Genomic DNA, 23,646 nt, shown 5'->3' with positions numbered 1-23,646 from the left:
TAGAAATTTGCACCTTATGCCATTATCATAATCAATCCGAAACGATTTGTAAATATATTTTTTAAAAATTATATATTTTTAAAATAATAAGGAACCGGACCAATTTGCACAACAAACAAGAGGGGCGGTCAACTACCCCCACTTAGCTAACGCTTGAAGTGGGGGCTTGCAACTCCCCAGAAGTGCGAGCGGACTTCGTCCTCCTTCCTTGACTTGGGGTTGCATCAGGGGGCAGGTTGACAACTACCCAACGACGCAGGTCATGCCTGTGTCGTTCCTTCAACGATGTACTCTATTCCTTTTCGTTGAAGGTTCATAGCACCAATGCGGTCATCGTTTGAGGTATATCCGCATGTTCGACAACAAAAGGTGTGTGTACGTTTCTTTCGATTGGCTTTTTCCGTATGACCACACTTTGGACATGTCAAAGAGGTGTAATGCGGAGCAACCACAATCACTTTTGACCCATGCAAACGTGCCTTATACTCTAACATTTGACGGAACTGATAGAAAGCCCACGATACGGTTTCATATCGGTCATGGATACGTACACGTTCTGTTTTTTCACGAATGCCTGTTAAATCTTCTAATACAAAAAGGGTACGTTCTCCATATTGACGAACGAGTGCCTTCGTGACAGCATGGTTCACATCCGTCATCCAACGGTTTTCTCGTTGTCCGATTGTTTTCAACTTCCGACGCGCAGAAGCCGTCCCTTTTTGCTGGAGGGTTTTTCGCATTCGTTTGTACTTGGCACGCATATGCTTGATTTTTCGTCCGTTAAAAAAGATAGTTTTCCCTTGCGAATCATAAGCTACTGCAAGAAAGTTAACCCCTACATCGACACCGACCACTTGGCGAATGTTGTGTTCATCTACGGTTGGAATTGTTTTGGTCATGGGGATGTGCAAAAAGAATTTGTTATGCTTGTAGACGAGTTTGGCTGTGCCAAACGTCCATGAGCCATCAAAATATGGTTCCATGCCTTTTGGTTCGAATGACACTTTGATTCGTCCTTCTAGCGTATTGACAGAAAATAACCCTTGAACAATGGAGTAATCTCGATTCCAAACGAGATCATATTCAGGCTTTTTAAAGCGAACCAATGTCCATTCGTGACCATTGCTTTTTAGGGAACGGTATCTAGCGATCACCGTTTTAATCACAGATTGCGCCATTTGCGAACGCAAAGCGTAGTTTGATCGAAGTAGACGATAGGTCATGTCGTGTAACTTGGCTTGTGCAAGCACTTTTGTGTCAAAAATCACAACAGACACAGCGTTGCACGCTTGTCGATAAGCGGAAAGGGTGGCTTTCAATACTTCTGCTTGTTCCGCTGTTGGGTAAATTTTTATTTTGGCTGTTAACGTCATGTCCATTTGTCTCACCTCTCTTTCACTAAAAGTGATACAAAAACACAAAAAAAGCGATTCCTCCCCCACTTACTCCCTTTGGTCGTTGAAGTGGGGGTCTCCTCGCCAAAGACGATGAACGTTCGCCCCCCTCCGCTGCTTCGATCAGCACCGAGCGTTTTCCAGCTCATGCTTTTTCCGTTGATCGAACTTCTATATCCTCTCCACCATGCCGAGCATCGCAGCCCGCTTCTTGTCATTGATACAGCGACGACCCTTGCCGAATAAATTGTTGCGCTTTTTCTTTCATCCCCTCCTCTTTGATTTTCCGTTGCAGTTCATGTGAAATGTTCATGGAACAAAATTTCGGCCCGCACATCGAACAAAAATGGGCCGTTTTCGCCGCCTCAGCCGGCAATGTTTCATCATGATACTCGCGGGCCCGTTCCGGATCGAGGGATAAATTGAACTGATCGTTCCAACGAAATTCAAAGCGCGCTTTCGAGAGCGCGTCGTCACGCTGCTGAGCGGCTGGATGCCCTTTTGCCAGATCAGCCGCATGGGCGGCGATTTTATAGGCCACGACCCCGGCGCGTACGTCCTCTTTATTCGGCAACCCTAAATGTTCTTTGGGCGTTACGTAACAAAGCATCGCCGTTCCATAAGCGCCAATGATGGCGGCGCCAATCGCTGACGTAATATGGTCATACCCGGGCGCGATGTCGGTGACAAGCGGCCCTAACGTATAAAACGGCGCTCCATGACAAATTTCCTGTTCCCGCTCGACATTTTCGCGAATTTTATGCATCGGAATGTGCCCCGGCCCTTCGATCATCACCTGCACATCATGCTTCCAGGCGATTTTCGTCAGCTCGCCGAGCGTCTTGAGTTCCGCAAACTGCGCCTCATCGTTCGCATCGGCGATGGAGCCGGGGCGCAACCCGTCGCCAAGGGAGATCGCGACATCGTATTGTTTCAAAATCTCGCAGATTTCTTCAAAATGCGTATACAAAAAGTTTTCTTCATGGTGGGCCAAACACCATTGGGCGATGATCGAGCCGCCGCGCGAGACAATTCCGGTCGTCCGGTTGGCGGTGAGCGGAATGTAATGAAGCCGCACACCGGCGTGGATCGTCATGTAGTCGACTCCTTGTTCAGCCTGCTCGATGAGCGTCTCGCGGTACACGTCCCATGTCAGCTTCTCCGGCACCCCTCCTACCTTTTCGAGCGCCTGATAAATCGGCACCGTTCCCACGGGGACCGGCGAATTGCGGATGATGTACTCGCGCGTTTCATGAATGTGTTTGCCGGTCGATAAATCCATCACCGTATCGGCGCCCCAACGCACCGCCCAAAGCAATTTTTCCACTTCGTCTTCAATCGATGAAGAAACAGCCGAGTTGCCGATATTGGCATTAATTTTCACATGGAAACAACGGCCGATGATCATCGGTTCGCTCTCTGGATGGTTAATATTGGCCGGAATAATGGCCCGACCAGCGGCGACTTCTTGGCGGACAATTTCTGGATCGATTTGTTCACGAATCGCGACAAACTCCATTTCTGGCGTAATGATCCCCCGTTTGGCGTAATGCATTTGTGTCACTGTTTTTCCGGGCTTTGCCCTCAATGGACGGCGCACAAACGGAAGCGAACGTTGGATCGCAACAGAAGACCGCTCCATTTCCTCCACATCGCCGCGCTCGACAATCCAGCGACGGCGAAGAGGAGGCAAGCCTTTCTCCACGTCCGGTTCAAAATCCGGATCCGTATACGGGCCCGTCGTATCGTAGACACGCACCGGTTTGTTTTCCACCATTCCTTGCGGCGTTTTCGTTGGCGACAAAGCAATTTCTCTCATCGGCACGCGCACATCCGGGCGCGACCCTTCGATGTACACTTTGCGGCTTTCCGGAAACGACATAAACGAGCGGATGTTTTCCATGCGTGGCTTCCCCTTTCAACATAAAATGATGAAAGATCAGATCTGAAGCCACACCGTCTGAAGCGGGGCAAACACGAGAATAGGCGATGGCGGCCGATTCAAAATAAAAACAGGTTCCGACACCGGAACCTGATCGAAGGCAAAAGGCCAAATGAACAAGACACGTCCATCTGTTCCCGCTGCCTGCTTCCCTACGCTGGCATGACCCAGATCAGGTTCAAAGGGTCAAAGAACTTCATCGCGTTCTTTTCTCAGCCCGGCTCTCGGACTCCCCTAGCAGATAAGCGTATCACAATGATGACTGACTTTTTTTATTTTATCAAGCAATTGGCAAAGATGCAAACCATTTTATTCTAAACGTTGACTCCCACACGTCGTTTGAAAGCCCCTCTTTCTCGAAGAAAGCGTCCTTTTCCTCACTCACACAGAAAATTTCTTCAGCATTGCCCGCATCTCGTCCGCCATCTGACCGAGCGATGTCGACGAAGAGGCGATTTCCTCGACGGAAGCCATTTGTTCCTGCGTCGCTGCCGATACGTTGGCCGCACCGGACGCTGACTGTTCGACAATATTGGTCATCTGTTGGAGTGCGTCGTTCACTTGACGAGCATGCTCCGTCATTTGCTCGATGGCGGACGATACTTGTCCAATTTGTTTGCTCACTTGGCCGACCTCCTCGCGAATATGGGCAAATGATTGGCCGCATGCCGCCGCCACGTTCAATCCTTTCGCCACTTCGGAGATTACCTGTTCGGCAGACGCAACCGCCCGCTTCGTTTCTTCTTGAATGTAACCGATCAGCTCGGAAATTTGTTGCGCTGAGCGCGCTGATTGTTCTGCGAGCTTCCGCACTTCATCCGCGACAACCGCAAACCCTTTCCCTTGCTCGCCGGCGCGCGCCGCTTCGATCGCCGCATTGAGCGCCAACAAATTCGTCTGCGACGCAATGCCGGTGATCGCTTCCGTAATCTGTCCAATCTCGTTGGAGCGCTCCCCAAGCCCTTTCACCACCTGGCCGAGCGTTTGCACATGATCGTAAATGAACTGCATTTGCTTGGACATTTGTCCGATTGACTGCTTGCCGTCCTCTGCTTTCGCCGATGTTTTCTCAGCCTGGTGCGCCACTTCTTTCGTATGGAAAGCGACGTCGCTCAATGTTTGGGAAATATCATGCACGGACGCGGCGGTGGTGCGGACAGCATCGGCCTGCTCCTCCGCACTTGCCGCAAGCGTTTCCATCGTTGTCGCAATTTGCTCTGTCGCTTTCGTCGTCTGTTCGGCGACGGCGGCAAGCTGCTGAGAATATTGCGCTACTTCTTCGGCATGATGTTGGACTTGCCCCATCACACTTTGCCAAGCGTTTGCCATATCGTTTAACGACGCCGCAATCGGCCGCAGCTGCTGCACGCGATCAAGCGGTATGCGCACCGTCAAATCTCCGCCTGTCATCTTGCCTAAATGTTCGTTAATAACGGCAATCGGGGCAACAAACCGTCGATAGTTGAGCGTTGCCGAAACGAAGCCGAGCATCGCGCCAAACAGCACCGTAGCAACAAGCGTCCACCAAAATGCCGCCCCGCGAATGCCGTTGACCAGGCATGTGGCCATGCCGATCGCCGCTGTGCCAGGAATGACAACGAACATTGTGCGGATAATATAACTGGATGAAGACAAAGTCGTTCTCCTCCTTTTCCATTATGCAATCGTCTTTTCTTTATCTTCACCGCTTAAATAGATTCGTGAATGATCATTCATTTTCCTTCCTGGCCATAATCATGAATGTGTGGATTTGCAAAGATTTTCTAGTCTAAAAGGCTGGTGAAAAACAACGGATTCGCTCGGTTTGGGAGAAATCGCAAGGAATTAAGTTGTGGCGCCGCAAGACTTTTCAATTTGAACAACAGTGTTGAAGAGCAATATTCCCTCTTAAATCGCCAGCCTTCTAAAAGGCTGGTGATTTAGTGAAAAGCCGCGGAAAACGGAATCTCTTCTCAAATTGAGAAGTCCTGTAAAATCAACGCTTCTCTTTCAGCCGAAAGCAACGGGTTCGGCGAAATCGGTCGTTTTTCACCAGCCCTCTAAAGGGCTGATGATTTAGTGAAAAACGCGGCTGATCCCGGTCGTTTTTTCATTTGAGAAACATTGAGAAATCAACTTTCATTTTTTGGAGAAATGCCGCTGATTGGCGTGCGACAGCCTTTTTTCACCGGCCTTCTAAAAAACAACAAGGCCCCACTCAAAAGCGTCATTCTTTTGATCGTTGATGATCCGTCACGAAAGATAAGAAAAGGCGTCCCGACCCTCTTGGGACACCCCCTGCTGTTTTCTGCTTTACACCGTCGGTTTTTCCGTTGTCACATACGTCCCAGCGATAAAATCGTGAATCGACCGTTTGTCTTCTCTCGCAGCAACCATAATCGCACTAATGATGAGACCAATGCCAAACGTGATAAAGTATACGAGTCCGCCAACGAACGAGCGCAAAAACATCGTGCCGATGCCGACTTTTCCGCCGTTGACTTTCGCAATCCGGATGCCAAGCATCCGCTTGCCGACCGTATATCCGTACCAAACAGCCGGAACGATTAACGCGTAAAGGATGTTCGCTAATGACGTAAACCAGTTCGTTTCCCAACTGCCAGTGATGAAATAGCCGATGATCGAAATCGGAATGCCAACGACAATCGCATCCAACAAGTTAGCCAACAGCCGCTTCCAAAATCCAGCCGGATTCGTCACCGCCATATGTCTTCCCTCCTGTTGCCTTTTCTATATTGTATTCTCCATTAACAGTATAATTGTCTTCATTTTACCGTAAATGGCGTATAAAAGAAAATCGATTTTTTGTTTCGATGCGGTGGTCCCTGCTACACACGCTCAAGATGCTTGAATCGATCTTCTTGCAGCAATTTCTTTAGCCCAGCTTCGCCACCACCGCCGAAAAATCGTCCGGAAGCGGCCCTTTTTGCGCAAAATGGCGGCGCAGATGGTCCAAAAGCACCTGCTCGTCCAATAAAATATGCGGCGCCAGCGCATCGCGGAACGCTTCAATCTTTTGCCGGACAGAGCCCGTTTCCCCTTCGATCGCCCCGTCGGAATACAACACAAGCGTCGCCCCCGGCTCGTAGCGCAACCGGCCGCTGTCGACAAAAAGGCGCGGAAGCAGCCCGATCGGCGCGCAGCCGCGGTCCAACTCCGCCACCGTTCCGTCCGGTTGGAACAAAAACCCCGGCGGATGGCCGGCTGATGCATATTCAATCATCCGTTCCTTAACATCCACAAGAACATACACGGCGGTGAAATAATATGTCATCCGCCCGTTTTCATGGTACAACTGGCGCATATGGCGGTTCAACTCGCGAAACACTTCCGTCGGAACGATCCCTTTGCGGATGACGCCGTTTAAGAGCGAGCGGACCGACATGCAAATGAGTGAAGCCGCTGCCCCATGACCCATCACATCCATTAAAAAAATGCCGTACCGCTGTTTATCGATCGGATACCAGGCGTACATATCGCCACCCAGCTCCCGCGATGGGATGTACGTTCCGGCAATCTTGATCCCTTTGGCCGACAGCGGCTTGCTCAATACGCGCTTTTGCACCTCGCGGGCCAGCCGCAAGTCATCTTTCATCGCTGCGATGTATGGGTTCTCATAAGTTGGACCGGCAAATAAAAACAAGTAAAACGCGATTCCTCCATCATGGCCGGGCACAGCCCGCACCGTCGTCTGCCTGACATAGACCGAACCGTTTTTCCGACGCCAGCGCACCCACCCCCTCCATTCTCCACTTTCCCCAGTTCCCGCTTGAATCACCTCATAAAGCCAGGCCTCGTAATAACCCGCGTAAAGCGTATGCAGCGGCTGACCGACAATCTCTACACCATGGCCAGTGATTTTTGTGAACGCCGGATTAACAAACTGAACGACAAACTGGCCATCTGTTACGAGCATCGCCTGTTCCATCGCTTTGTACACTTGTTCAGCGAGCTGCCGTTCATTCTCGTTTCGCTTTGCTTCTGTCAGATCAGCGACAACTCCGCTGACGAGCCTCACTTCCCCGAATTGGCCAAGCACAGGAAACGTCCGTTCAAGCACCCAGCGGACGGAGCCATCCCGCTGATTGATGATGCGATACGTTTGGGCACCCGCATCCGCCCCCGAAAGAAGCGACCATTTTCTTTCCGCCTTGGCGCGGTCATCCGGGTAGGACACTTTTGCCCATATGTCTTGATCGCGGTAAAAGTCATCCGGAGGCAGGCCGTACAGCTGCTCGCATGATGACGAAATGAACAAGAGCCGCCTTTGTTCCGGCGCTGCGAGCCAATACACATAATCGCCCGGCCCAACGAACACATTCATTTTTTCCAAGCCGAGAAGCAACTCCCGCCACGCGAGGTGGTCATAACGTTGAACATGTTCCCAAAACCCATCCACCATAGAACGTCATTCTCCACTGAAATAATCCATGGCTTCCTTCTCTGTGGCAAATAGTTTGATAAACGAAGAAAATTTGACGATATGGAAAATTTCTGCGAGCGACCCTTCCACTCCGGCAATGACCAACTCTTTTTGTCGGGCTCTCGCCGCCATGACGCTGTCAGCGATGACACCGAGTCCGGCGCTGTTAATGTATTTGACCCTCTCCATGTTGACGATCAATTGATCCGCTCGTTTGTCCAGCAACTTTTCCAGCGCTTGACGGAACGATTCGACGTTGTTTAAGGTAATATCTTCTGTCCATGTCAGCGTGCAAATTGCCCCTTGTTTTGTCTCCATCTTGTTTCCTCCAATGGTCACTCTTTTTTTTGCATTTGCACATGCACAACAAGACGTTGTTTCCCGCTCGCTTCACGTATACATCGTCGACGATATGGGTGATCAGCTGCAGCCCCCTGCCGCGCGGCCCAGTGTTGACGACATCGGTTTGGGCTACGGAGAAGCATCCCCCTCGCTGCTTGACAATCATCATAAACTGTCTCGCATCAATTTTCCAAAATATCCTAAATGGCAGTTTTCTCGTTTTTTGACAATATTCATACGCATTCGTGCACGCTTCCTCTGTCGCGAGCCGGAGAAAAAGGCAATCGCGCGGCAAAAACCCCATTCTCTTCGCCAGTTCCTCGGTAATGTCCATCGCTTTTAAAATGTCCGCCGTTTTCATGATCGCCATCGTTCGGATCATGGCCGTAGGCTTCATCGGCATTCCCCTATCCTTGTTATGCTTATGCGCCGGCCAAAGCAACATGGCAGCTTTTCCACTATGGCACGTTCCAGCGCTGGGGAAAACGGATTCGAATGCTATTTTTTCCTTGATTGTTCCATCCCTATCGAAAAATAGTTCTTATTTACTATAATTCATTATAATACAAAATGGGGTTCATTCCAATTTCCTACATCAAAAAAAAAGACATCATGGCATCCATCGTCCAATGATGTCCCCCTTAACGGCGCTGCCGGCGGTGGTTTAGTTGATACACAAGGGCGATCAACTGCGACCGGTCATTGACGCCAATTTTTTGAAAAATGTTCGTAATATGATTTTTCACGGTATGGACGCTAATGAACAGCCGTTCTGAAATTTCGCGGTTGCTGCAGCCTTGAATGAGCAGCTCCAATACATCCATCTCCCGGGCCGTCAACTGCTCGGACAACATGTCGATATTGACCGTCCCATCATTCCCACCGTGAGACTTGCCGCTGATCATCATCGCACCAATCGCGGCCAGCGCCGTCATATACACTTCCGCCTCTTTCGCTTCCCTTTCTTTCTTTATATGAACGGCGAGAACGCCATAGCGGCCATCGCCGACGAAAAACGGCACTTCCATCACCGATTTACCCTCAACATCAAGCAACGCCGGCACCTCGCTTTTCGCCTTTTCGCCGTGGCAGCCATAGCGGCGGCAGACATCATCCCGATAACGAACGGCCATTTCTATGTCCATCGCTCCTTCGTGGACAACGGCTGTTTGGCCGTCATTAGACCATACCACGAAGACGAAATCCCCGTAAGCGAGCTCCGCGGCGAATTCGGCCATTATCCGGATGATTTCTTCCTCATTCTGCACCACACGCATGGCCCGTCCAATTTCCACCAACATCGACAAGCGCATCAAATGGCGGTCCATTTTCATATCGGCCTCTGTACATTTAGCCAGGAGCAGCCAATGTTGAACGAGGGTGGAGCCGACCGAACGAAGCGCCGCCGGAAGTGAAGAGGCCGCCTCGCTGCCGATCATGACCCATCCTTCCATTGTTTTCCCGTACATCGCCGGATACGCAATCATCGCTTTCGGGCGGATGCCATGGCGGACAAAAAAGGAAAAGCGTGGATCCAAAGCGGCATCTTGAACGTAAACCGAACGAAGCGGCGGCTCCGAAGACGAAAGCGGCGGAAACAACGCATCGATCATTTTGCCACGCAGCTTTCCGGCCTTTTCCCCGCTTGCCGCCGTCACCATCCATCCTTGCGGACACTTGGCGATATACAACGCCATATCGACGCGTTCATCGAACGCCCGCAACTCAAAAAGCAGCTTGTCCACGTCCGCTAGGGCGGAGCTGTCCGCAACCACTTCTTCGAGCCGTTTTCCGTATTCACGGCATTGTTGCTTGCGGCGCTCGCCGCTGATTAATTCCCCGCATATGACCGCCATCTTTTCTATATCTTTTAACTTCGCTTCGACCGCCCGCGCCGGCAGCGCCACCGATCGTTCGATGGCTGACACCCACTTTCCGCCGTCTACCAGCGGCTGTTCGCAAATGAGCCATTTCGTCTCTTCCTCGATAAACACGCCCGCCCAAATCCAATATTCCGCCTTCTCATCGACAAACACGGGAGCGACAATGCTTTTCATGCCAAAACGCCCGACCGGCACGACCGATGGACGCTGCCATCCGTCAATGACAAGTTCTCGCGGGCAGAAAAACGATGGCGCTTCCCTTTTAGCGGCAAACAAAACGAGCTCCGCCAGCTCGGTCATATTCGATACTTTCGTCACGGGAGTGCCGTGATCATCGACGATCAGCATGCTCAACTCCGTCAATGCCGCGTATGCATCTTGAATATATTGCAACGATTCACGGATCACCACGCCTTCAACTCTCCTACAATACATTTTTATCCTTATCTATTATGGACAAACCATTTGCAAGAAATCAAGCATGAGCCCCCTAACAACAAAAATAAACCGGCGTGGGAGCCCTACGGACGACCCACGCCGGAACAAATCTTTTGAAACGGACAGAGGGCAACAAGCGCAGACAATTCGGAGAAAAGGCGTCACCAGTCAATGCGCAATTCAAGGGTGGCGAGGCAATCAGCCAACTGCCGCTTAATCTCCGCCAATGCAGCCTCCGTCTTGGCTTCTGCACGCAAGACGAGAATCGGCTGCGTGTTCGACGGCCGCACCAACCCCCAGCCTTCCGGGAACTGGATGCGGGCGCCATCAACGTCAACAACCGGATAGCGGCCAGCGAACCGGTTTTTCACCGCGGCAATGGCAGCTGGTTTTTTCTCTTCCGGGCAAGCAACGCGCGTCTCCGGCGTCGCCGCGTACCGCGGCACATCGGCAAACCACTCGGACAGCGGGCGCTCATCGTGCGACAGTAATCGAAGCAGGCGCCCAGCGGCGTACAGCGCATCGTCATAGCCGTAAAACTCATCATTGAAGAACAAATGACCAGACATTTCACCGGCAAACGGGATCTCCGGACGACGGCGCAACGTCGCTTTGACGTGCGAATGGCCGGTGCGATGGAAGAACGGTTTCCCGCCGAGCCGCTCAATTTCCTCAACGAGCGCTTGCGAACATTTCACTTCGACGGGCGCGTCGGCTCCCGGATGGCGCTTAAGAATCTCGCGCCAGAACAACACCATCAGTTGGTCGCCCCAACGGATCGCACCCGTTTCATCCACGACTCCGATCCGGTCGCCGTCGCCGTCAAACGCGATGCCAAGATCAGCCTGCTCCTTGCGCACCATCTCAATCAAGTCCGTTAAGTTCTCCGGCACGACCGGGTCCGGATGATGATTCGGAAACGTCGGATCGGATTCACAGTAAAGCGGGATGACATCGCATCCCCACTCTTTGAGCACTTGTGGCGCAATGATCGATGGGGTGCCGTTGCCGCAGTCGACGACGACCTTCAGCTTGCGCGGACCAAGCTTAATTTTCTCCTTCAACATCTTGATATATGCCGGAGCAAGGTCAAGCGTTTCCTCGCGCCCCCGCGCTGTTTCAGGACGCGGCTGTTCCTGGCTGAACCGCTCCATCGCCCGCCGCAGCGCCTGGATGCGCTCGCCATAAATTGTCGTTTTCCCCATGGCGATTTTAAATCCGTTCTCATCCCCTGGGTTATGGCTGGCGGTGATGATCATGCCGCATGGAATGTTCGTGTAGTATAAGCTGTAGTAAAACATCGGCGTCGTCGAAAGTCCAATATCGACGACATCGCAGCCGCCATCGAGCAGCCCATCTTTGAGCGCCCGATGCAAGCCAGGCGATGACAGACGATTGTCATGACCGACAACCGCCCTCTTCTCGCCTTCCTTTTGCATCATGTCGGCAAAGGCCCGTCCGAGCCAATACGCGAACGACTCATCGAGCTCCTCACCGGCTCGTCCGCGGATGTCGTATTCTTTAAACACGTGTGCCGGCCATGCGAACGGTTTCGTTGTTGACGTATTCATCGACAACCACCTCCACCGAAATCGATTGAGCGATTGCTGCTGTTAACAAGTACGACAATGTTGACTCCGCCCCCCGATTCGGGTTCGGGCCGTTCGGGCCAAGCCCGTCGCAGCAACTGCCGTCGCTTGGGTCCGCAAGCGGCGCGTTGCCGTCGTTTTGTCCGTAAAACCAAGCGAGGCAGCGGCGGACGACGCCGCGATAACGCTCGTCGTCCGTTGCCCAATACGCTTCGCGCGCCGCCAAAGCGAGCTTCATCACATCAAGCGGCTGTTGATCCCAATCGGCGCGGTAGCGGCGGCTGCACCAGCCGCGGTTGCCGACCGGACGGATGACACCTCCCGATCCGCTCATTTTTTCAATAAGGAAAGCAAGGCTTTTTTCCGCCACTTCCTTCACCTCATCCCGCGGCGCGCGCCGATATGCCGTCCAAAGCGCCCACGGCAGCACCCCGTTGGCGTACGTCAACTCCGGCTCATACCAATGCCAATCGTCGCCAGCATGCTCCCAATACGCCGCAAGCAGCCGCTGCTCAAGCCGTGCAGCCAAAGCTGCCACTTCCTCTTGATCGACGCCAAGCGGGCGTTCTTCTGTCAATAAGACGCCGCAAGTGGCCACCCCCCAGGCGACGCCGCGCAGCGAACGAAGCTCCCAAGCCGCCGGCATGGCCCGCCGCAACATATCTGCTGCCGCCTCGCGCCGCGCCGGATCGCTGAGGCGAACGTAAGCCAACGCCGCCGCCCAAAACGACCGCCCGAAGCAGTCGTCTGACGGCGTTTCCTCTTCTTTTGTCCGGTCGAAGAAAAAGTTGTTATGGAACGTGCCATCATCGTTTTGCGCCCAAAGCAAAAACGCCAAATACCGGTCAAGCAAACGGTGCAGCCGCTCTTTTTCTCCTTTGTCCTCGCATAGCGCCATCCATTCCAGGCACGCCCAAATGGCGCGGGCGTTGTCATCGGTCGAATAACCCTCGCGACGGCGCGGGATGCGGCCAAGGCTATGCTCAAGCAACCCGGTGTCGTCAGTCATGCGCTCGAGATGGTCGAACTTAATGACTGACGGTGCCAATGGTCTTCACCTCCCCACGTTTCGCGGCGCACATGCGCGCAAACAAGGCGACATGCTGTTCGCCGACGCGCGGCCAATGCGTGTTTGCCCCGATTTGGCGCACCTTTTCCTCCCATCGCTTCAGCGCCGCCTCGTCGGCCAACAGCTGCCCGAGCCGCTCTTCCCAGGCGGTCGTATCGCCATACGGCAACAACAGCTCTTCACAACCTCGCAACAAATCGCGCGCATGCTCATACGGCGTCGAAACGACCGGACGGCCGACGCCGACCGCATAGGCAAGCGTGCCACTTGTAATTTGCTGCATGCCCGGGTACGGGGTGACGTATAGATCGCACGCCGTCAAATAATCGATCAATTCCTCTTCGCTGAAATACCGATCTTCCATGTGGACATGGTGCTCAAGCCCTAAACGGTGAATGAGCGATTTCAACTCCTCGCGATATGCTTCTCCTTCCCTCTTTTTCACTTCTGGGTGTGTCTGTCCGGCAATGACATACAGCGCTTCCGGCACCTTGCGCACAACGCCCGGCAATGCGGCCAAGACCGATTCAATCCCTTTGCCGCGGCTTAGAAGCCCGAACGTCAACATCACTTTGCGGCCGCTGAATCCGAGGCGGCGGCGAAGCGAATCGCGATTTTCGCTGCTTGGGCCTGGAGCACCGTGCGGAATGTAGACAATTTTTTCTTCCGGCAGGCCAAACGCTTTGACCAAATACGGAATCGCCTGCCGGTTCATGACGATGATCGCATCGCTTGCCGCCGCGATTTTCCCTTGAATCGGGCGATACGGCAACGGCGGGTCGGCAAACACCGTATGGAACGTCGTTACGAGCGGCTTGTTGAGCGCGGCGATGAAATCAAGAATGTATTCGCCCGCCTCACCGCCGAAAATGCCGAACTCATGCTGCAATAAAACGACATCGATGTCGCTTTCATTCACCCGTTTGGCCATCTCGGCATACGCCGCGCGGTTTTGCGCCGGAAGCGGCCAATACGCTGGGTCGTTGCGATAGGCGTCATCGCCGTCGCTTTCGTTATACAAAACGATGACGCGGTCGCCATCGGATGGGCCCCGGACGCCGTCAATGCTTTGGCGCAAATGTTCCGTAAACGTCGCCAGCCCGCACCGCCGCGGCGGGTACGTGCTGACGTAGGCAATTCGAATCATGCTTGCACCGCCTCCTTGAACTGATTAATAATCGAATCTTCGAACACTTCTCCCGCCGGCGTCACCGTCCGATAGCCGAAAATGCTGTTTTGCAAACGGCTGCGGTCACGAATGACAGAGCGGTCCCAAACGATTGTCTGCGCGCAATGGACGCGGGCGCCAATTTGGCAGCGGTCGCCGATGACCGCATTCGGGCCAATGACAGCCTGCGGACCGATTTTCACGTGGTCGCCGATGAGCACAGGCGGCACAAACAAAACGCCAGACCCAATCTCCACGTTTTCACCGACAAACACGCCCGGTTGAATTTCACGTCCTTTGAGCGGAATCGGAAACTCCCGACGCAACGCATCCCAGTGAACTTGGCGGTAGCGGGCCGGCGTCCCCATATCACGCCAGTATCCGTTGCTGACGATGCCATATACACCGACATTCTTCTCGATCAGCAGCGGGAATGTTTCGCGTTCAATCGATACTTCCCGCTCAGCCGGAATATAGCGCATCACGTCCGGCTCGAAAATATACATGCCGGCATTGATGCGGTTCGATGGCGCTTCTTCGCGGCGCGGCTTTTCGACAAAGCGTAAAATTTGCCCACGATCGTCTTGTTCGACCACCCCATAGGAAGAAGGATCGTCTACTTCCGTTAAAACAATGGTCGCCAAACCGCCATGTTGACGATGGAAATCAAGCAGCGGGATCAATTGCGGCAAATGCACAATGTCGGCGTTAAACACGAGAAACCGTTCCTTCAGCCAGCGCTCGGCGTTTTTGATCGCCCCAGCCGTTCCAAGTGGGAACGGTTCGAGCGCGTATGTAATCTTGACGTTCCAGCGCTTCCCATCTTCGAAATAGCGACGGATCACTTCTGAACAATGATGTGCGGCGATGACAAATTCGTTGACTCCTTGGTCGCGAAGATGAACGATGAGGTGTTCAAGCCATGGCCGGTTCGCAATCGGGGCCATCGGTTTGGGGATGTTTTCGGTCAATGGACGAAGACGCGTACCTAATCCTCCTGCCAGCAACAATGCTTTCATTTCGTCATCCCTCCATATCTTTTTTTCACAAAAATAGACACCTTTTTTGACGGATGAACGAGAAAATGAAAGTAGTTCATAGATTGCTAGCACTCGGCTTCGATGGTTGCTAATAATAATATACATAATATTCCTCCTTCTATGCAAGCGAAATAATTGTCGGATGGTGTCGATGAGGAATGATTGATGCTTGCAAATTTCAAAACTTTCATTTTCTCGTTCTTCTTTTTCTTTGCGGTATAATGAGTATCGTTAATGCTATATATATGTGAGGGAGGAGGAGAATACGCCATGATTTCTTCATCATCTTTCCGTTACCATGTTGGCATTGCCGGTGCCGGCGCATTCGCTGAATTTCTCGCCGGCGCGCTCGCCCCGCTTCCTTCCTTCCATCTCGCCGCTGTCGCCGGGCGGACGGACGAAAAACGCCAGCGCGTCATCGACGCCTATCGCCGCCGTCAGCCGCAGGCGGGCGACGTGCGCGAATACCGCGAAGCTGAAGAATTGATCGTTGACCCGCACGTTGACATCGTCATTCTCACCACCCCGCCGCATTTGCACGCCCCGCTTGCCGAGCGGGCGCTTGAGGAAGGAAAACATGTGCTCCTTGAAAAGCCAGGCGGCCTCACCGCCGAGGCGCTGCGGGCGAACATCCAGCTCGCCGCCCGCCAAAACCGGGCGTTGGCGGTCAATCTCGTTCTTCGCTACCACCCGCTCGCAGAAGCCGTCAAGCAACTCATCCACCGCGCGCTTCTTGGCCCAGTGGACTACGCAAGCCTTCACAACGCGGCTCACCGCGTCGCGGAAGGCCATTGGTTTTGGGACGAGCGGCGAAGCGGCGGCATCCTGATCGAGCACGGCGTCCACTTTTTTGAAGTCGGCCGCGATTGGTTTGGCGAAGCGGTTTCCGCGCACGGATTCGCGTTAAGGGAAACAGACGGCACACGGCCGCGCGTCGGCGCTACGGTGATTCATGAAGGCAACGGACGGCGCATCCCCGTCCATTATTACCACGGCTTTACGATGGACCCTGCCGCTTCGGAATCGACGCACTGGGACATTCATACGGCACGCGGGCGCATCGTGCTTGAAGGCTGGATTCCAACGCAGCTGTCCGTCTCCGGCCTCGTCTCTGACGAGGAGGCCGCGTGCATTGATGCCTGGCTTGACGCCATCCCGACAAAGCCGTCATCCAGCGCCATCGAACAACTGCAACAAGCGGCCGACCAACTATTGTCGTCCGCTGAACTTTCATCCGCTCCGCGCCGCCCATACAAGCGCACCGTGGTGCTCTCGGACCGCCACGGGTGGTACGAAGCGATTGCCCAAACGCGCTTTCTTGATTTTTGCCGTTTGATCGAGAACCCGAGCTGGCGCGTCCTCGTCACCGCCGAAGACGCCGCCGCCGACCTCGCTTTGGCGGAAGCGTGCACCGTTGCAGATGAAGAAACCGATCCGCTCGGCATCCGTTAACACAACGAAACAAAAAGGAAAGGTGTCCCAAAAAGATCGGGGCACCTTTTTTGATTGCCGTATATAATTGTTAAAAAGCAATATATTGTGTTTCGCTTCTTGAACATCGCCCTTTGGCGTCAGACTCTTTTTCGCCTCAATCTGTACAACGGTAGTTTTTCCCAACAAACACCCGAACACCGCAACGGCCATTTACACGTTCCGGCCCACCTTCCTCTTGTGCAACAGCGCCTCAACGGTCGAAATGTCCGCCGGCGCCCACTCAAGCGAGCGCAATGCTTGAAGCGGCACCCACCTAAGCTCGGCATGCTCCCGAGCTCGCGGCTCCCCATCGACTAAGCGGGCTTCATACGTCCGCAAATGCACGATGGCATGTTCATATTCATGGCATACATCCGCCAACAGTTTGCCGATGGAAATCGTGCAGCCAAGCTCCTCGCGAATTTCCCGAACTAAAGCGTCTTCGGGTCGCTCCCCCTCTTCCACTTTGCCGCCGGGAAACTCCCAGACGTTGGGCAGCGACATGTCGGGAGCGCGCAAGGCGCATAGGATGTCCCCGCGTTCATTGCGAATGGCTGCCCCGACGACATAGATGGTTCGTTTCATGACGACCGGCTCCTTGTTACGATCTCCCAACCATTGTAGCAAAAACTTGGCTCTTCACCAAAAGTTGTACTTGATTTTTTCTGAACATCCCCTATTTACGCTTGTGAGGGAACATCAGCACTTTTTGCCTATCCTTGTCAGGAAACCGTTGTCAAGTACATGTTGTGGTGAAGAGCCAAAAACTTCCCCATTTTCCAAAATAGTGGAACCCTTTTCGGTGTTATGTTACTCTCAACAGTAGAATCATGACAGGCAAAGGTCGGGACGGCATCGTTCCCGCCTTTTTAATTAAGAAGGACGGAACCTTTTCACCAGGCGCTCCGTATTCTCAACTGAAATCGATGACAAGGAGGAGAACTTGTTGTTCAAAAAACTGTTAAGTTCTATCGGAATCGGAGCAGCCACTGTTGATACGAAATTAGCGAAAGCGCAATATGTCCAAGGCGAAACAGTCGAAGGGGTTGTCGACATTCGCGGCGGCAGCATCGAGCAGCATATCGACGAAATTTACTTAGCGTTAGTGACGACCTACCTTCGAGAAATCGATGATAAGAAACACGAGGAAAAAGCGGTGCTGGCGCGGTACAAAGTAAGCGGCTCGCTGACGATTGGGCCGAACGAAACGAAAACGATCCCGTTTCAATTCGCCTTGCCGTACGACGTTCCCGTCACGCTCGGCTCTTCGCAGGTATGGCTGCAAACCGGCCTTGACATTAAAATGGCGCTCGACCCGCAAGACCGCAACCATCTCACCATCGAACCGCACCCGCTCGTCGCCGCGTTTCTCGAGGCAGCCCGCCAATTAGGATTCCGCCTCCACCACGTCCAATGCGAACAAGCGCGGCGCTATGGGCAGCGGCGGTTGCCGTTTGTCCAAGAGTTTGAATTCAAGCCGGCGAGTGGACCGTTCAAAGGCTGTCTTGATGAATTGGAAGCGATCTTCTTTTTGTCTGAAAACAGCGTGAAAGTCTTGCTGGAAATCGACCGCAAGGCACGTGGACTTTCTGGGTTGTTCGCAGAGGCGCTCGATATGGACGAGACGTTTGTCCGGTTCACATACGGCACAGGCGACATCCCGGCATTGCCGCAATTACTGGCAGATGCGATCCAGAAGTACAGTTAGACGGAAAAAACGGAAAGGGCCGTCCGCCATCTTTTTCCTTCCGCTTCTGAAGTTTGTAGGTGGGGCATAGGTTGCACATCTATCCCTGTAAATGATTTCTATTTGTTTCAAAAAAGGATGGCAAAAACAATAAATCCCGTTTCTCCCTATCCGAGAAACGGGATTCCTTCCATCATGATCCCCGAACAAGCAACGCACAGCACTCGACATGGGCCGTATGCGGAAACATGTCCACCGGCTGGACGGTCTCCAATGTATAGCCGAACGGGACTAGCTCCGTAATGTCTGACGCAAACGTCTCCGGATTGCATGAGACATACACGACCCGCTCCGGCCGCGCCCGGCCGATTTTGCGCATCACCTTCCCGCCCGCCCCCGAACGTGGAGGATCCAAAAGCAGCAGCTCCGGCCGCCCGAACTGTTCCAACACTTCATCAATCCCGCGTCTCGCATCCCGAGCCAAAAAGTACGTATTGTCAATGCCGTTGTCCTTCGCATTTCGCTTCGCCGACTCAATCGACGTTTCCACAATTTCAATGCCCGCCAACTCCTTGACCCGTTTGGCAAACGGCAAGGAAAACGTCCCGACTCCGCAAAAGAGATCGATCATTTTCTCATGGGGCTGCGGCTCGCCCATCTCCAACGCCAGCTCGACCAATTTGGCCGCCTGCACCGGGTTCGTTTGAAAAAACGTATCAAACCAAAGGCGGTAGCGGAAGCCGCACAATGCATCGTAAATGAAATCACGTCCGGCCAACACATGGGTTTGTTCCGCCTGGGTGCGGTCCGCCCATGCCCGATTCTCGAGCCAAAGCAAACTTTTCACTTCTGGGAGCGCCTTCGTGATCCGTTCCGTCAAATCAGCCGCCGCTTCTTTCAACTCCCCTTCCGGCGCCTCCGTCGCAAAAAGCGCCACCATGACTTCCCCAGTCGCAAACGACTCGCGCACCATGACGTGGCGAAGCAGCCCTTCGTGGGTATCTTTGTGATAACCAGGCAGCTGATGATCGCGCGCCCAACGCGCTACCTCCATGGCAGCTTTGACGATCTTCTCGCCGGCAATGAGACATGTCTCCAACGAAATCACTTGTCGGAAATTCCCTTGCTCGTGCAGCCCAAGCAAGCCCTCAGGAGAAAACGTAAACTCCATTTTATTTCGGTAATGCCACGGATGTTCCATGCCAATCGTATCGCGGACAACGCCAGGGTCAAATCCGTGCTCTTTCAAGAGCGTCTTGACATGCTCCGTTTTATGGCGCAGCTGCCCTTCATAGTGCCAGTGCTGCCAGACACAGCCGCCGCAGCGGTCAAAGTGTGGGCACGACGGCTCAAGTCGTTCCGGATGCGGCTCGATCACTTCTTCCAACCGCGCCTGAACTCTGCGCCGTTTTGGCTCATCGACAACGACTCGCACCTTCTCACCGGGAAGTGTAGACGGAATGGCGAGTTTGAGCTTCTTTCTCTTTCCGTCCTCTTCCTGCCAAACGACCGCTTGTCCCGATCCTTTTTTATCCAACTGATGAATGTCCGTAATGAACGATTGTTTTGCGCTGTCTGTCAATGGCTTTCCTCCTTCCGAGATGAGCGATGTGTTGTCACTCTTTATGTATTGTACACGATCAGCGGACGAATCCAAAGAAACTTCGCGCAATGGAACAGTGTTCCCCAAACTGTATAATAAAGAAAAGCCTAAGCTGGCAATGTACGTCCGTATTCTCTTAATCAATGGAAAGAGTACAAACAATCGCCATCGCTTGCGGCCCTTCCATTTGATTTTAACACCAAAAGGTGATATATTTATTTTGAAACCTATTGGTGTCATATCCAATGAATGGAGGAGTTCTTGTGGAAACAAAGCAAACGTTGCCGGAAATCCGCAAAACAATCGTATTGAATGCCCCCATTGAAAAAGTATGGAAAGCGGTGGCGACATCCGAAGGTATTGCGGCGTGGTGGATGCCGAATACGTTTGAGCCGATTTTAGGTCACCAGTTTGTTTTGCACGCAGGGCCATTCGGCGATTCGCCATGCAAAGTGACGGAGCTTGATCCACCTAACCGCTTAGGGTTTGACTGGGGAAAGGATTGGCACCTTACGTTTGAATTAAAAGCATTAGAAGACGGAAAAACAGAATTCACCCTGATCCATTCCGGATGGGATGCGGACAAAACAACCGAATTTGGGCAGCCTCACACAGTCGTTCGCAAGATTATGGATGACGGGTGGGAGAACATTGTCAACCAAAAACTTCCTGCATATCTCAAAGGATAAACGGACCGTTTCCGCGCCGAAGCACGATGTGTTTCACGCCATCGCCGATCCGACTCGCCGCCAGATGTTGCAGCTGCTGGCCGACAACGAATTGTCGATTGCCGCGATTGCCAAATCCTTCCCAATCAGCCGCACAGCTGTCAATAAACATCTTCGTGTGCTTTCGGAAGCAGGTTTGGTCAGCTGTCGGAAAACTGGACGCGAAACAAGGTACCGGCTAGAGCCCGAACCTCTCGCCGAACTGAAAACGTGGCTTTCCTTCTTTGAACAGTATTGGGATGAACGGCTTGCGGCTCTCAAGCATTTGGTGGAAGCGGATGAGGAGTCATCATGATGACAAAAATCGCACGGATTCACGGGGCGCAAAAACGGGTCAAGCGACAATCTATACGCCCCCTATCGCTCTGTAAGGAAGGAGAAGAAAAGAATGGAACCTTTCATCTCTTGCCCGCAATGCACCAATCCGATTACAGTCAAAGACGTCATGCGCTTTTCCTCGCCTTGGACGATGAAATGTCCATATTGCGATGTGAAGCTGAAAGAAACGCGGGTCACCCCGTTTTTGCTGCTGGCCGCCGCATGCATCGTCCCGTTGTTTATTTTCGTGACGTTCCAAATCAAGACATATGCTGCAGCTTATTGGCCTATCGTCGATCACGTGCCGATGATCATCGTGTTTCTTGTTACACTCTATCCCATTTATTGGCTTTACGAGCGCGCCAACGCCACAATCCTGTGCAAAAAAGGGCGCTTTCAGGTAAAAAAAAGGATGTAGCGCCTCCGAAATGGGAAAAGGAACGTTGCGATTCGCAACGGCATGTACAAGTTTGAAACCGGCCCATCACTGACCATCCTAGAAAACGTCTAACGAAAGTGTTCCTTATCCATATAGATGATGATGAAAAAAAGGGTGTCCCGCTGCGTTCGGGACACCGTCGACTCCAACCAATCAACCTGTTACAATGCCTTCTCTTTCTTTTCTTCCCATCTCTTATATCCATTTTCCCAGAATTCCGCATTCTTGATCCCGTATTTCGACGCGTTGAACTCCGGATCTTTGCCTTGCTTCAGCTGCTCTTCATAATCTTTTAAGGCCATATAGGCTGGTTTAAACAACAACAAGATCGCAATCAAGTTGAGCCAAACCATGATTCCAAGCCCGATGTCGCCCATCGCCCATGCCGTCGTCGCTGTTTTGACCGTTCCATAGAACGTGGCCGCCAAAAAGACGAGCTTCAAGGCAAAGAAGGCCGTTCCCCTCTTTTCACTGCGCACCAAATAGGCGAGGTTCGTCTCGGCAATATAGTAATACGCGTACATCGTCGTAAACGCGAAGAAGAACAGAGCGATCGCGATAAAGGCCGACCCGAATCCCGGGAAGAGGGTGTCCACCGCCGCCTGCGTATACCCTGCGCCCGGCTCTACTCCTTTCAAATGAACCACAATCGGCTCGCCTGTTTTTTCATTGATCACATTGTATTGACCCGTAAACAAAATCATCAGTGCTGTCGCCGTCACGACCAAGAACACGTCCAAATAAATCGAAAACGCCTGCACAAGCCCCTGCTTGGCCGGGTGGGACACTTCCGCCGCCGCTGCCGGGTGGGCGCCCGTTCCTTGCCCCGCTTCATTCGCATAAAGGCCGCGTTTGACCCCCCACATCACGGCCGACCCAAGAATTCCACCAAACACTTGATCAGCGCCAAACGCGCTTTTGAAAATCAGGCCAAACACGTCCGGGACTTTTTCAATATTCACCGCAATAATCGCAATCGCGACCAACAAATAGCCAACCGCCATAAACGGAACGACAATTTCCGCCGTTTTGGCGATCCGCTTCACTCCTCCAAAAATCGTAAAGCCAAGAACAGCGATCACGAAAATTCCCGTCACCAATTTCGGAATGCCAAACGCATTCGAAAACCCATCCGCGATCGAATTCGCCTGAATCCCCGGCATCAACACCGCCATGGAGAGAAGGATCGCCCCGGCAATCACAACCGCAAACCATTTCCAGCCAAGGCCCTTTTCAATATAGAAAGCCGGACCGCCGCGGTACTGCCCGTCTCGTTCTTCTTTATAAATTTGCGCCAGCGTCGACTCGACATACGCCGTCGCCGCGCCGATAAACGTAATGACCCACATCCAAAAGACAGCGCCCGGTCCCCCGTAAGCAATCCCCGTTGCCGTCCCGGCGACGTTCCCGACCCCAATGCGGCCGGACAACGACATCGTCAACGCCTGGAAGGACGAGACCCCTGCGTCAGAGCCTTTCCCGGTCGTCAGAAGCCGAATCATTTCCTTCACATGGCGAATTTGCAGGAAACGGGTGCGAATGCTAAAATACAAACCGCAACCGACAATGAAAGCAATCAAAAAAGGGCTCCACAGCCACCCGTTCACCGTTTCCACGAGCTTTTCAATCAACCCAATCCCTCCTATGCCAGCTAATTACTTTTGTTGTATAACACATAACCAAATAATATTATAAATATTACACATTTCGGCTTCAATAATTTTTTTATATATCATTTTTTTCTGTATTTTCTTTATATCACCCCACTTGTCCTTGTATAAAAAAATAAATGGTTTGTTCCGCTATTTTTTCAAAATAACTTTCAAACCAAAAAAATGATAGGATGAGGCAAGGCGGGTGAATCCGCCCCGAACGGCCGCCTCCCCACGCCGCAGGATCCCAAGTCCTTGAGGCCTTGAGCGCGCGAGCCCCCGCTCTTTCGGACGATCCCCATCTGAAACGCCGCAAGCGCAAAGCCGAGCACACAGAACAGCGCGTTCGGCTTTGGGCTTTCGGTTACATATAGCCGATGAGAAACACGACAAAACCCGCTAATCCGATCGATGCTACGAAGAGACCAAAGGCGATCCGTTTCGCGGCTTTGCTCTTT

General features: G+C 52.7%; 20 protein-coding genes and 1 riboswitch. Of the genes, 5 read left to right on the top strand and 15 right to left on the bottom strand.

The annotated features are described in order from the left end of the window. Positions 1–260: 260 nt before the first annotated feature. The 12 genes from GYMC52_RS02100 to GYMC52_RS02045 form a co-directional block, all read right to left on the bottom strand. Positions 261–1,379 (bottom strand): RNA-guided endonuclease InsQ/TnpB family protein, encoded by a 1,119-nt coding sequence (locus tag GYMC52_RS02100; protein ID WP_011229875.1) that lies wholly within the window; start codon positions 1,377–1,379, stop codon positions 261–263. 229 nt (positions 1,380–1,608) lie between these two features. Further along, a complete protein-coding gene (thiC, locus tag GYMC52_RS02095) occupies positions 1,609–3,297 on the bottom strand; it encodes a phosphomethylpyrimidine synthase ThiC (RefSeq protein WP_013522924.1) in 1,689 nt (562 codons plus the stop codon). Between the two features lie 171 nt (positions 3,298–3,468). Next, a riboswitch (TPP riboswitch) is annotated at positions 3,469–3,582 on the bottom strand. Between the two features lie 135 nt (positions 3,583–3,717). Then, positions 3,718–4,971, bottom strand: coding sequence for a methyl-accepting chemotaxis protein (locus GYMC52_RS02090; protein WP_013522923.1), 1,254 nt, complete (start codon positions 4,969–4,971; stop codon positions 3,718–3,720). A gap of 657 nt (positions 4,972–5,628) precedes the next feature. Then, on the bottom strand, positions 5,629–6,042 hold the full coding sequence (locus tag GYMC52_RS02085) for an RDD family protein (protein WP_013522922.1): 414 nt from the start codon (positions 6,040–6,042) through the stop codon (positions 5,629–5,631). Between the two features lie 169 nt (positions 6,043–6,211). Next, positions 6,212–7,738, bottom strand: a complete 1,527-nt coding sequence (locus GYMC52_RS02080; RefSeq protein WP_013522921.1) for a PP2C family protein-serine/threonine phosphatase — start codon at positions 7,736–7,738, stop codon at positions 6,212–6,214. 6 nt (positions 7,739–7,744) lie between these two features. Further along, the gene (locus tag GYMC52_RS02075; RefSeq protein ID WP_227456719.1) at positions 7,745–8,029 is read right to left on the bottom strand and encodes an STAS domain-containing protein; all 285 of its coding nucleotides are present in this window, start codon (positions 8,027–8,029) and stop codon (positions 7,745–7,747) included. Then, complete coding sequence (locus tag GYMC52_RS19905; RefSeq protein ID WP_230982758.1) at positions 7,926–8,405, bottom strand: ATP-binding protein; 480 nt, start codon at positions 8,403–8,405, stop codon at positions 7,926–7,928. Before GYMC52_RS19905 ends, GYMC52_RS02075 begins: the two co-directional genes overlap by 104 nt. A 337-nt stretch (positions 8,406–8,742) precedes the next feature. Next, positions 8,743–10,395, bottom strand: coding sequence for a helix-turn-helix transcriptional regulator (locus GYMC52_RS02065; protein WP_013522920.1), 1,653 nt, complete (start codon positions 10,393–10,395; stop codon positions 8,743–8,745). A gap of 188 nt (positions 10,396–10,583) precedes the next feature. Next, positions 10,584–11,993: a phosphomannomutase/phosphoglucomutase gene (locus tag GYMC52_RS02060; protein WP_013522919.1), complete on the bottom strand. Its 1,410-nt coding sequence runs from the start codon at positions 11,991–11,993 to the stop codon at positions 10,584–10,586. After that, on the bottom strand, positions 11,944–13,059 hold the full coding sequence (locus GYMC52_RS02055) for a hypothetical protein (RefSeq protein WP_013522918.1): 1,116 nt from the start codon (positions 13,057–13,059) through the stop codon (positions 11,944–11,946). The genes GYMC52_RS02060 and GYMC52_RS02055 overlap by 50 nt, the downstream gene beginning before the upstream one ends. Further along, positions 13,040–14,227: a glycosyltransferase family 4 protein gene (locus tag GYMC52_RS02050; RefSeq protein ID WP_013522917.1), complete on the bottom strand. Its 1,188-nt coding sequence runs from the start codon at positions 14,225–14,227 to the stop codon at positions 13,040–13,042. The genes GYMC52_RS02055 and GYMC52_RS02050 overlap by 20 nt, the downstream gene beginning before the upstream one ends. After that, a complete protein-coding gene (locus GYMC52_RS02045; RefSeq protein WP_013522916.1) occupies positions 14,224–15,267 on the bottom strand; it encodes a nucleotidyltransferase family protein in 1,044 nt (347 codons plus the stop codon). The genes GYMC52_RS02050 and GYMC52_RS02045 overlap by 4 nt, the downstream gene beginning before the upstream one ends. 291 nt (positions 15,268–15,558) lie before the next feature. Between GYMC52_RS02045 and GYMC52_RS02040 the strand changes: the two genes are divergently transcribed. Continuing rightward, a complete protein-coding gene (locus tag GYMC52_RS02040) occupies positions 15,559–16,740 on the top strand; it encodes a Gfo/Idh/MocA family protein (RefSeq protein ID WP_013522915.1) in 1,182 nt (393 codons plus the stop codon). A gap of 192 nt (positions 16,741–16,932) precedes the next feature. Here the strand turns inward: GYMC52_RS02040 and GYMC52_RS02035 are convergent, their stop codons facing one another. Next, positions 16,933–17,346: a (deoxy)nucleoside triphosphate pyrophosphohydrolase gene (locus GYMC52_RS02035; RefSeq protein WP_013522914.1), complete on the bottom strand. Its 414-nt coding sequence runs from the start codon at positions 17,344–17,346 to the stop codon at positions 16,933–16,935. 358 nt (positions 17,347–17,704) lie between these two features. Here GYMC52_RS02035 and GYMC52_RS02030 point away from each other — a divergent pair, with 358 nt between their 5' ends. Then, positions 17,705–18,469: a sporulation protein gene (locus tag GYMC52_RS02030; protein WP_013522913.1), complete on the top strand. Its 765-nt coding sequence runs from the start codon at positions 17,705–17,707 to the stop codon at positions 18,467–18,469. Positions 18,470–18,641: 172 nt separating this feature from the next. On the opposite strand, the gene rlmD is transcribed toward GYMC52_RS02030, so the two are convergent. Continuing rightward, the gene (gene rlmD / locus GYMC52_RS02025) at positions 18,642–20,030 is read right to left on the bottom strand and encodes a 23S rRNA (uracil(1939)-C(5))-methyltransferase RlmD (RefSeq protein WP_013522912.1); all 1,389 of its coding nucleotides are present in this window, start codon (positions 20,028–20,030) and stop codon (positions 18,642–18,644) included. A 284-nt stretch (positions 20,031–20,314) separates the two neighbouring features. On the opposite strand from rlmD, the gene GYMC52_RS02020 reads away from it, so the two are divergent. The 3 genes from GYMC52_RS02020 (at position 20,315) to GYMC52_RS02010 (ending at position 21,515) form a co-directional block, all read left to right on the top strand. After that, on the top strand, positions 20,315–20,740 hold the full coding sequence (locus GYMC52_RS02020; protein WP_013522911.1) for an SRPBCC family protein: 426 nt from the start codon (positions 20,315–20,317) through the stop codon (positions 20,738–20,740). Further along, positions 20,703–21,074, top strand: a complete 372-nt coding sequence (locus GYMC52_RS02015) for an ArsR/SmtB family transcription factor (RefSeq protein ID WP_013522910.1) — start codon at positions 20,703–20,705, stop codon at positions 21,072–21,074. Before GYMC52_RS02020 ends, GYMC52_RS02015 begins: the two co-directional genes overlap by 38 nt. Before the next feature lie 93 nt (positions 21,075–21,167). After that, a complete protein-coding gene (locus tag GYMC52_RS02010; RefSeq protein ID WP_013522909.1) occupies positions 21,168–21,515 on the top strand; it encodes a hypothetical protein in 348 nt (115 codons plus the stop codon). A 182-nt stretch (positions 21,516–21,697) separates the two neighbouring features. On the opposite strand, the gene GYMC52_RS02005 is transcribed toward GYMC52_RS02010, so the two are convergent. After that, the gene (locus tag GYMC52_RS02005) at positions 21,698–23,167 is read right to left on the bottom strand and encodes an alanine/glycine:cation symporter family protein (RefSeq protein WP_013522908.1); all 1,470 of its coding nucleotides are present in this window, start codon (positions 23,165–23,167) and stop codon (positions 21,698–21,700) included. Between the last annotated feature and the right edge of the window lie 479 nt (positions 23,168–23,646).

It is taken from the genome of Geobacillus sp. Y412MC52 (genome assembly GCF_000174795.2).
GTDB lineage: Bacteria > Bacillota > Bacilli > Bacillales > Anoxybacillaceae > Geobacillus > Geobacillus thermoleovorans.
This window is presented reverse-complemented; position numbering and strand designations above follow the sequence as displayed.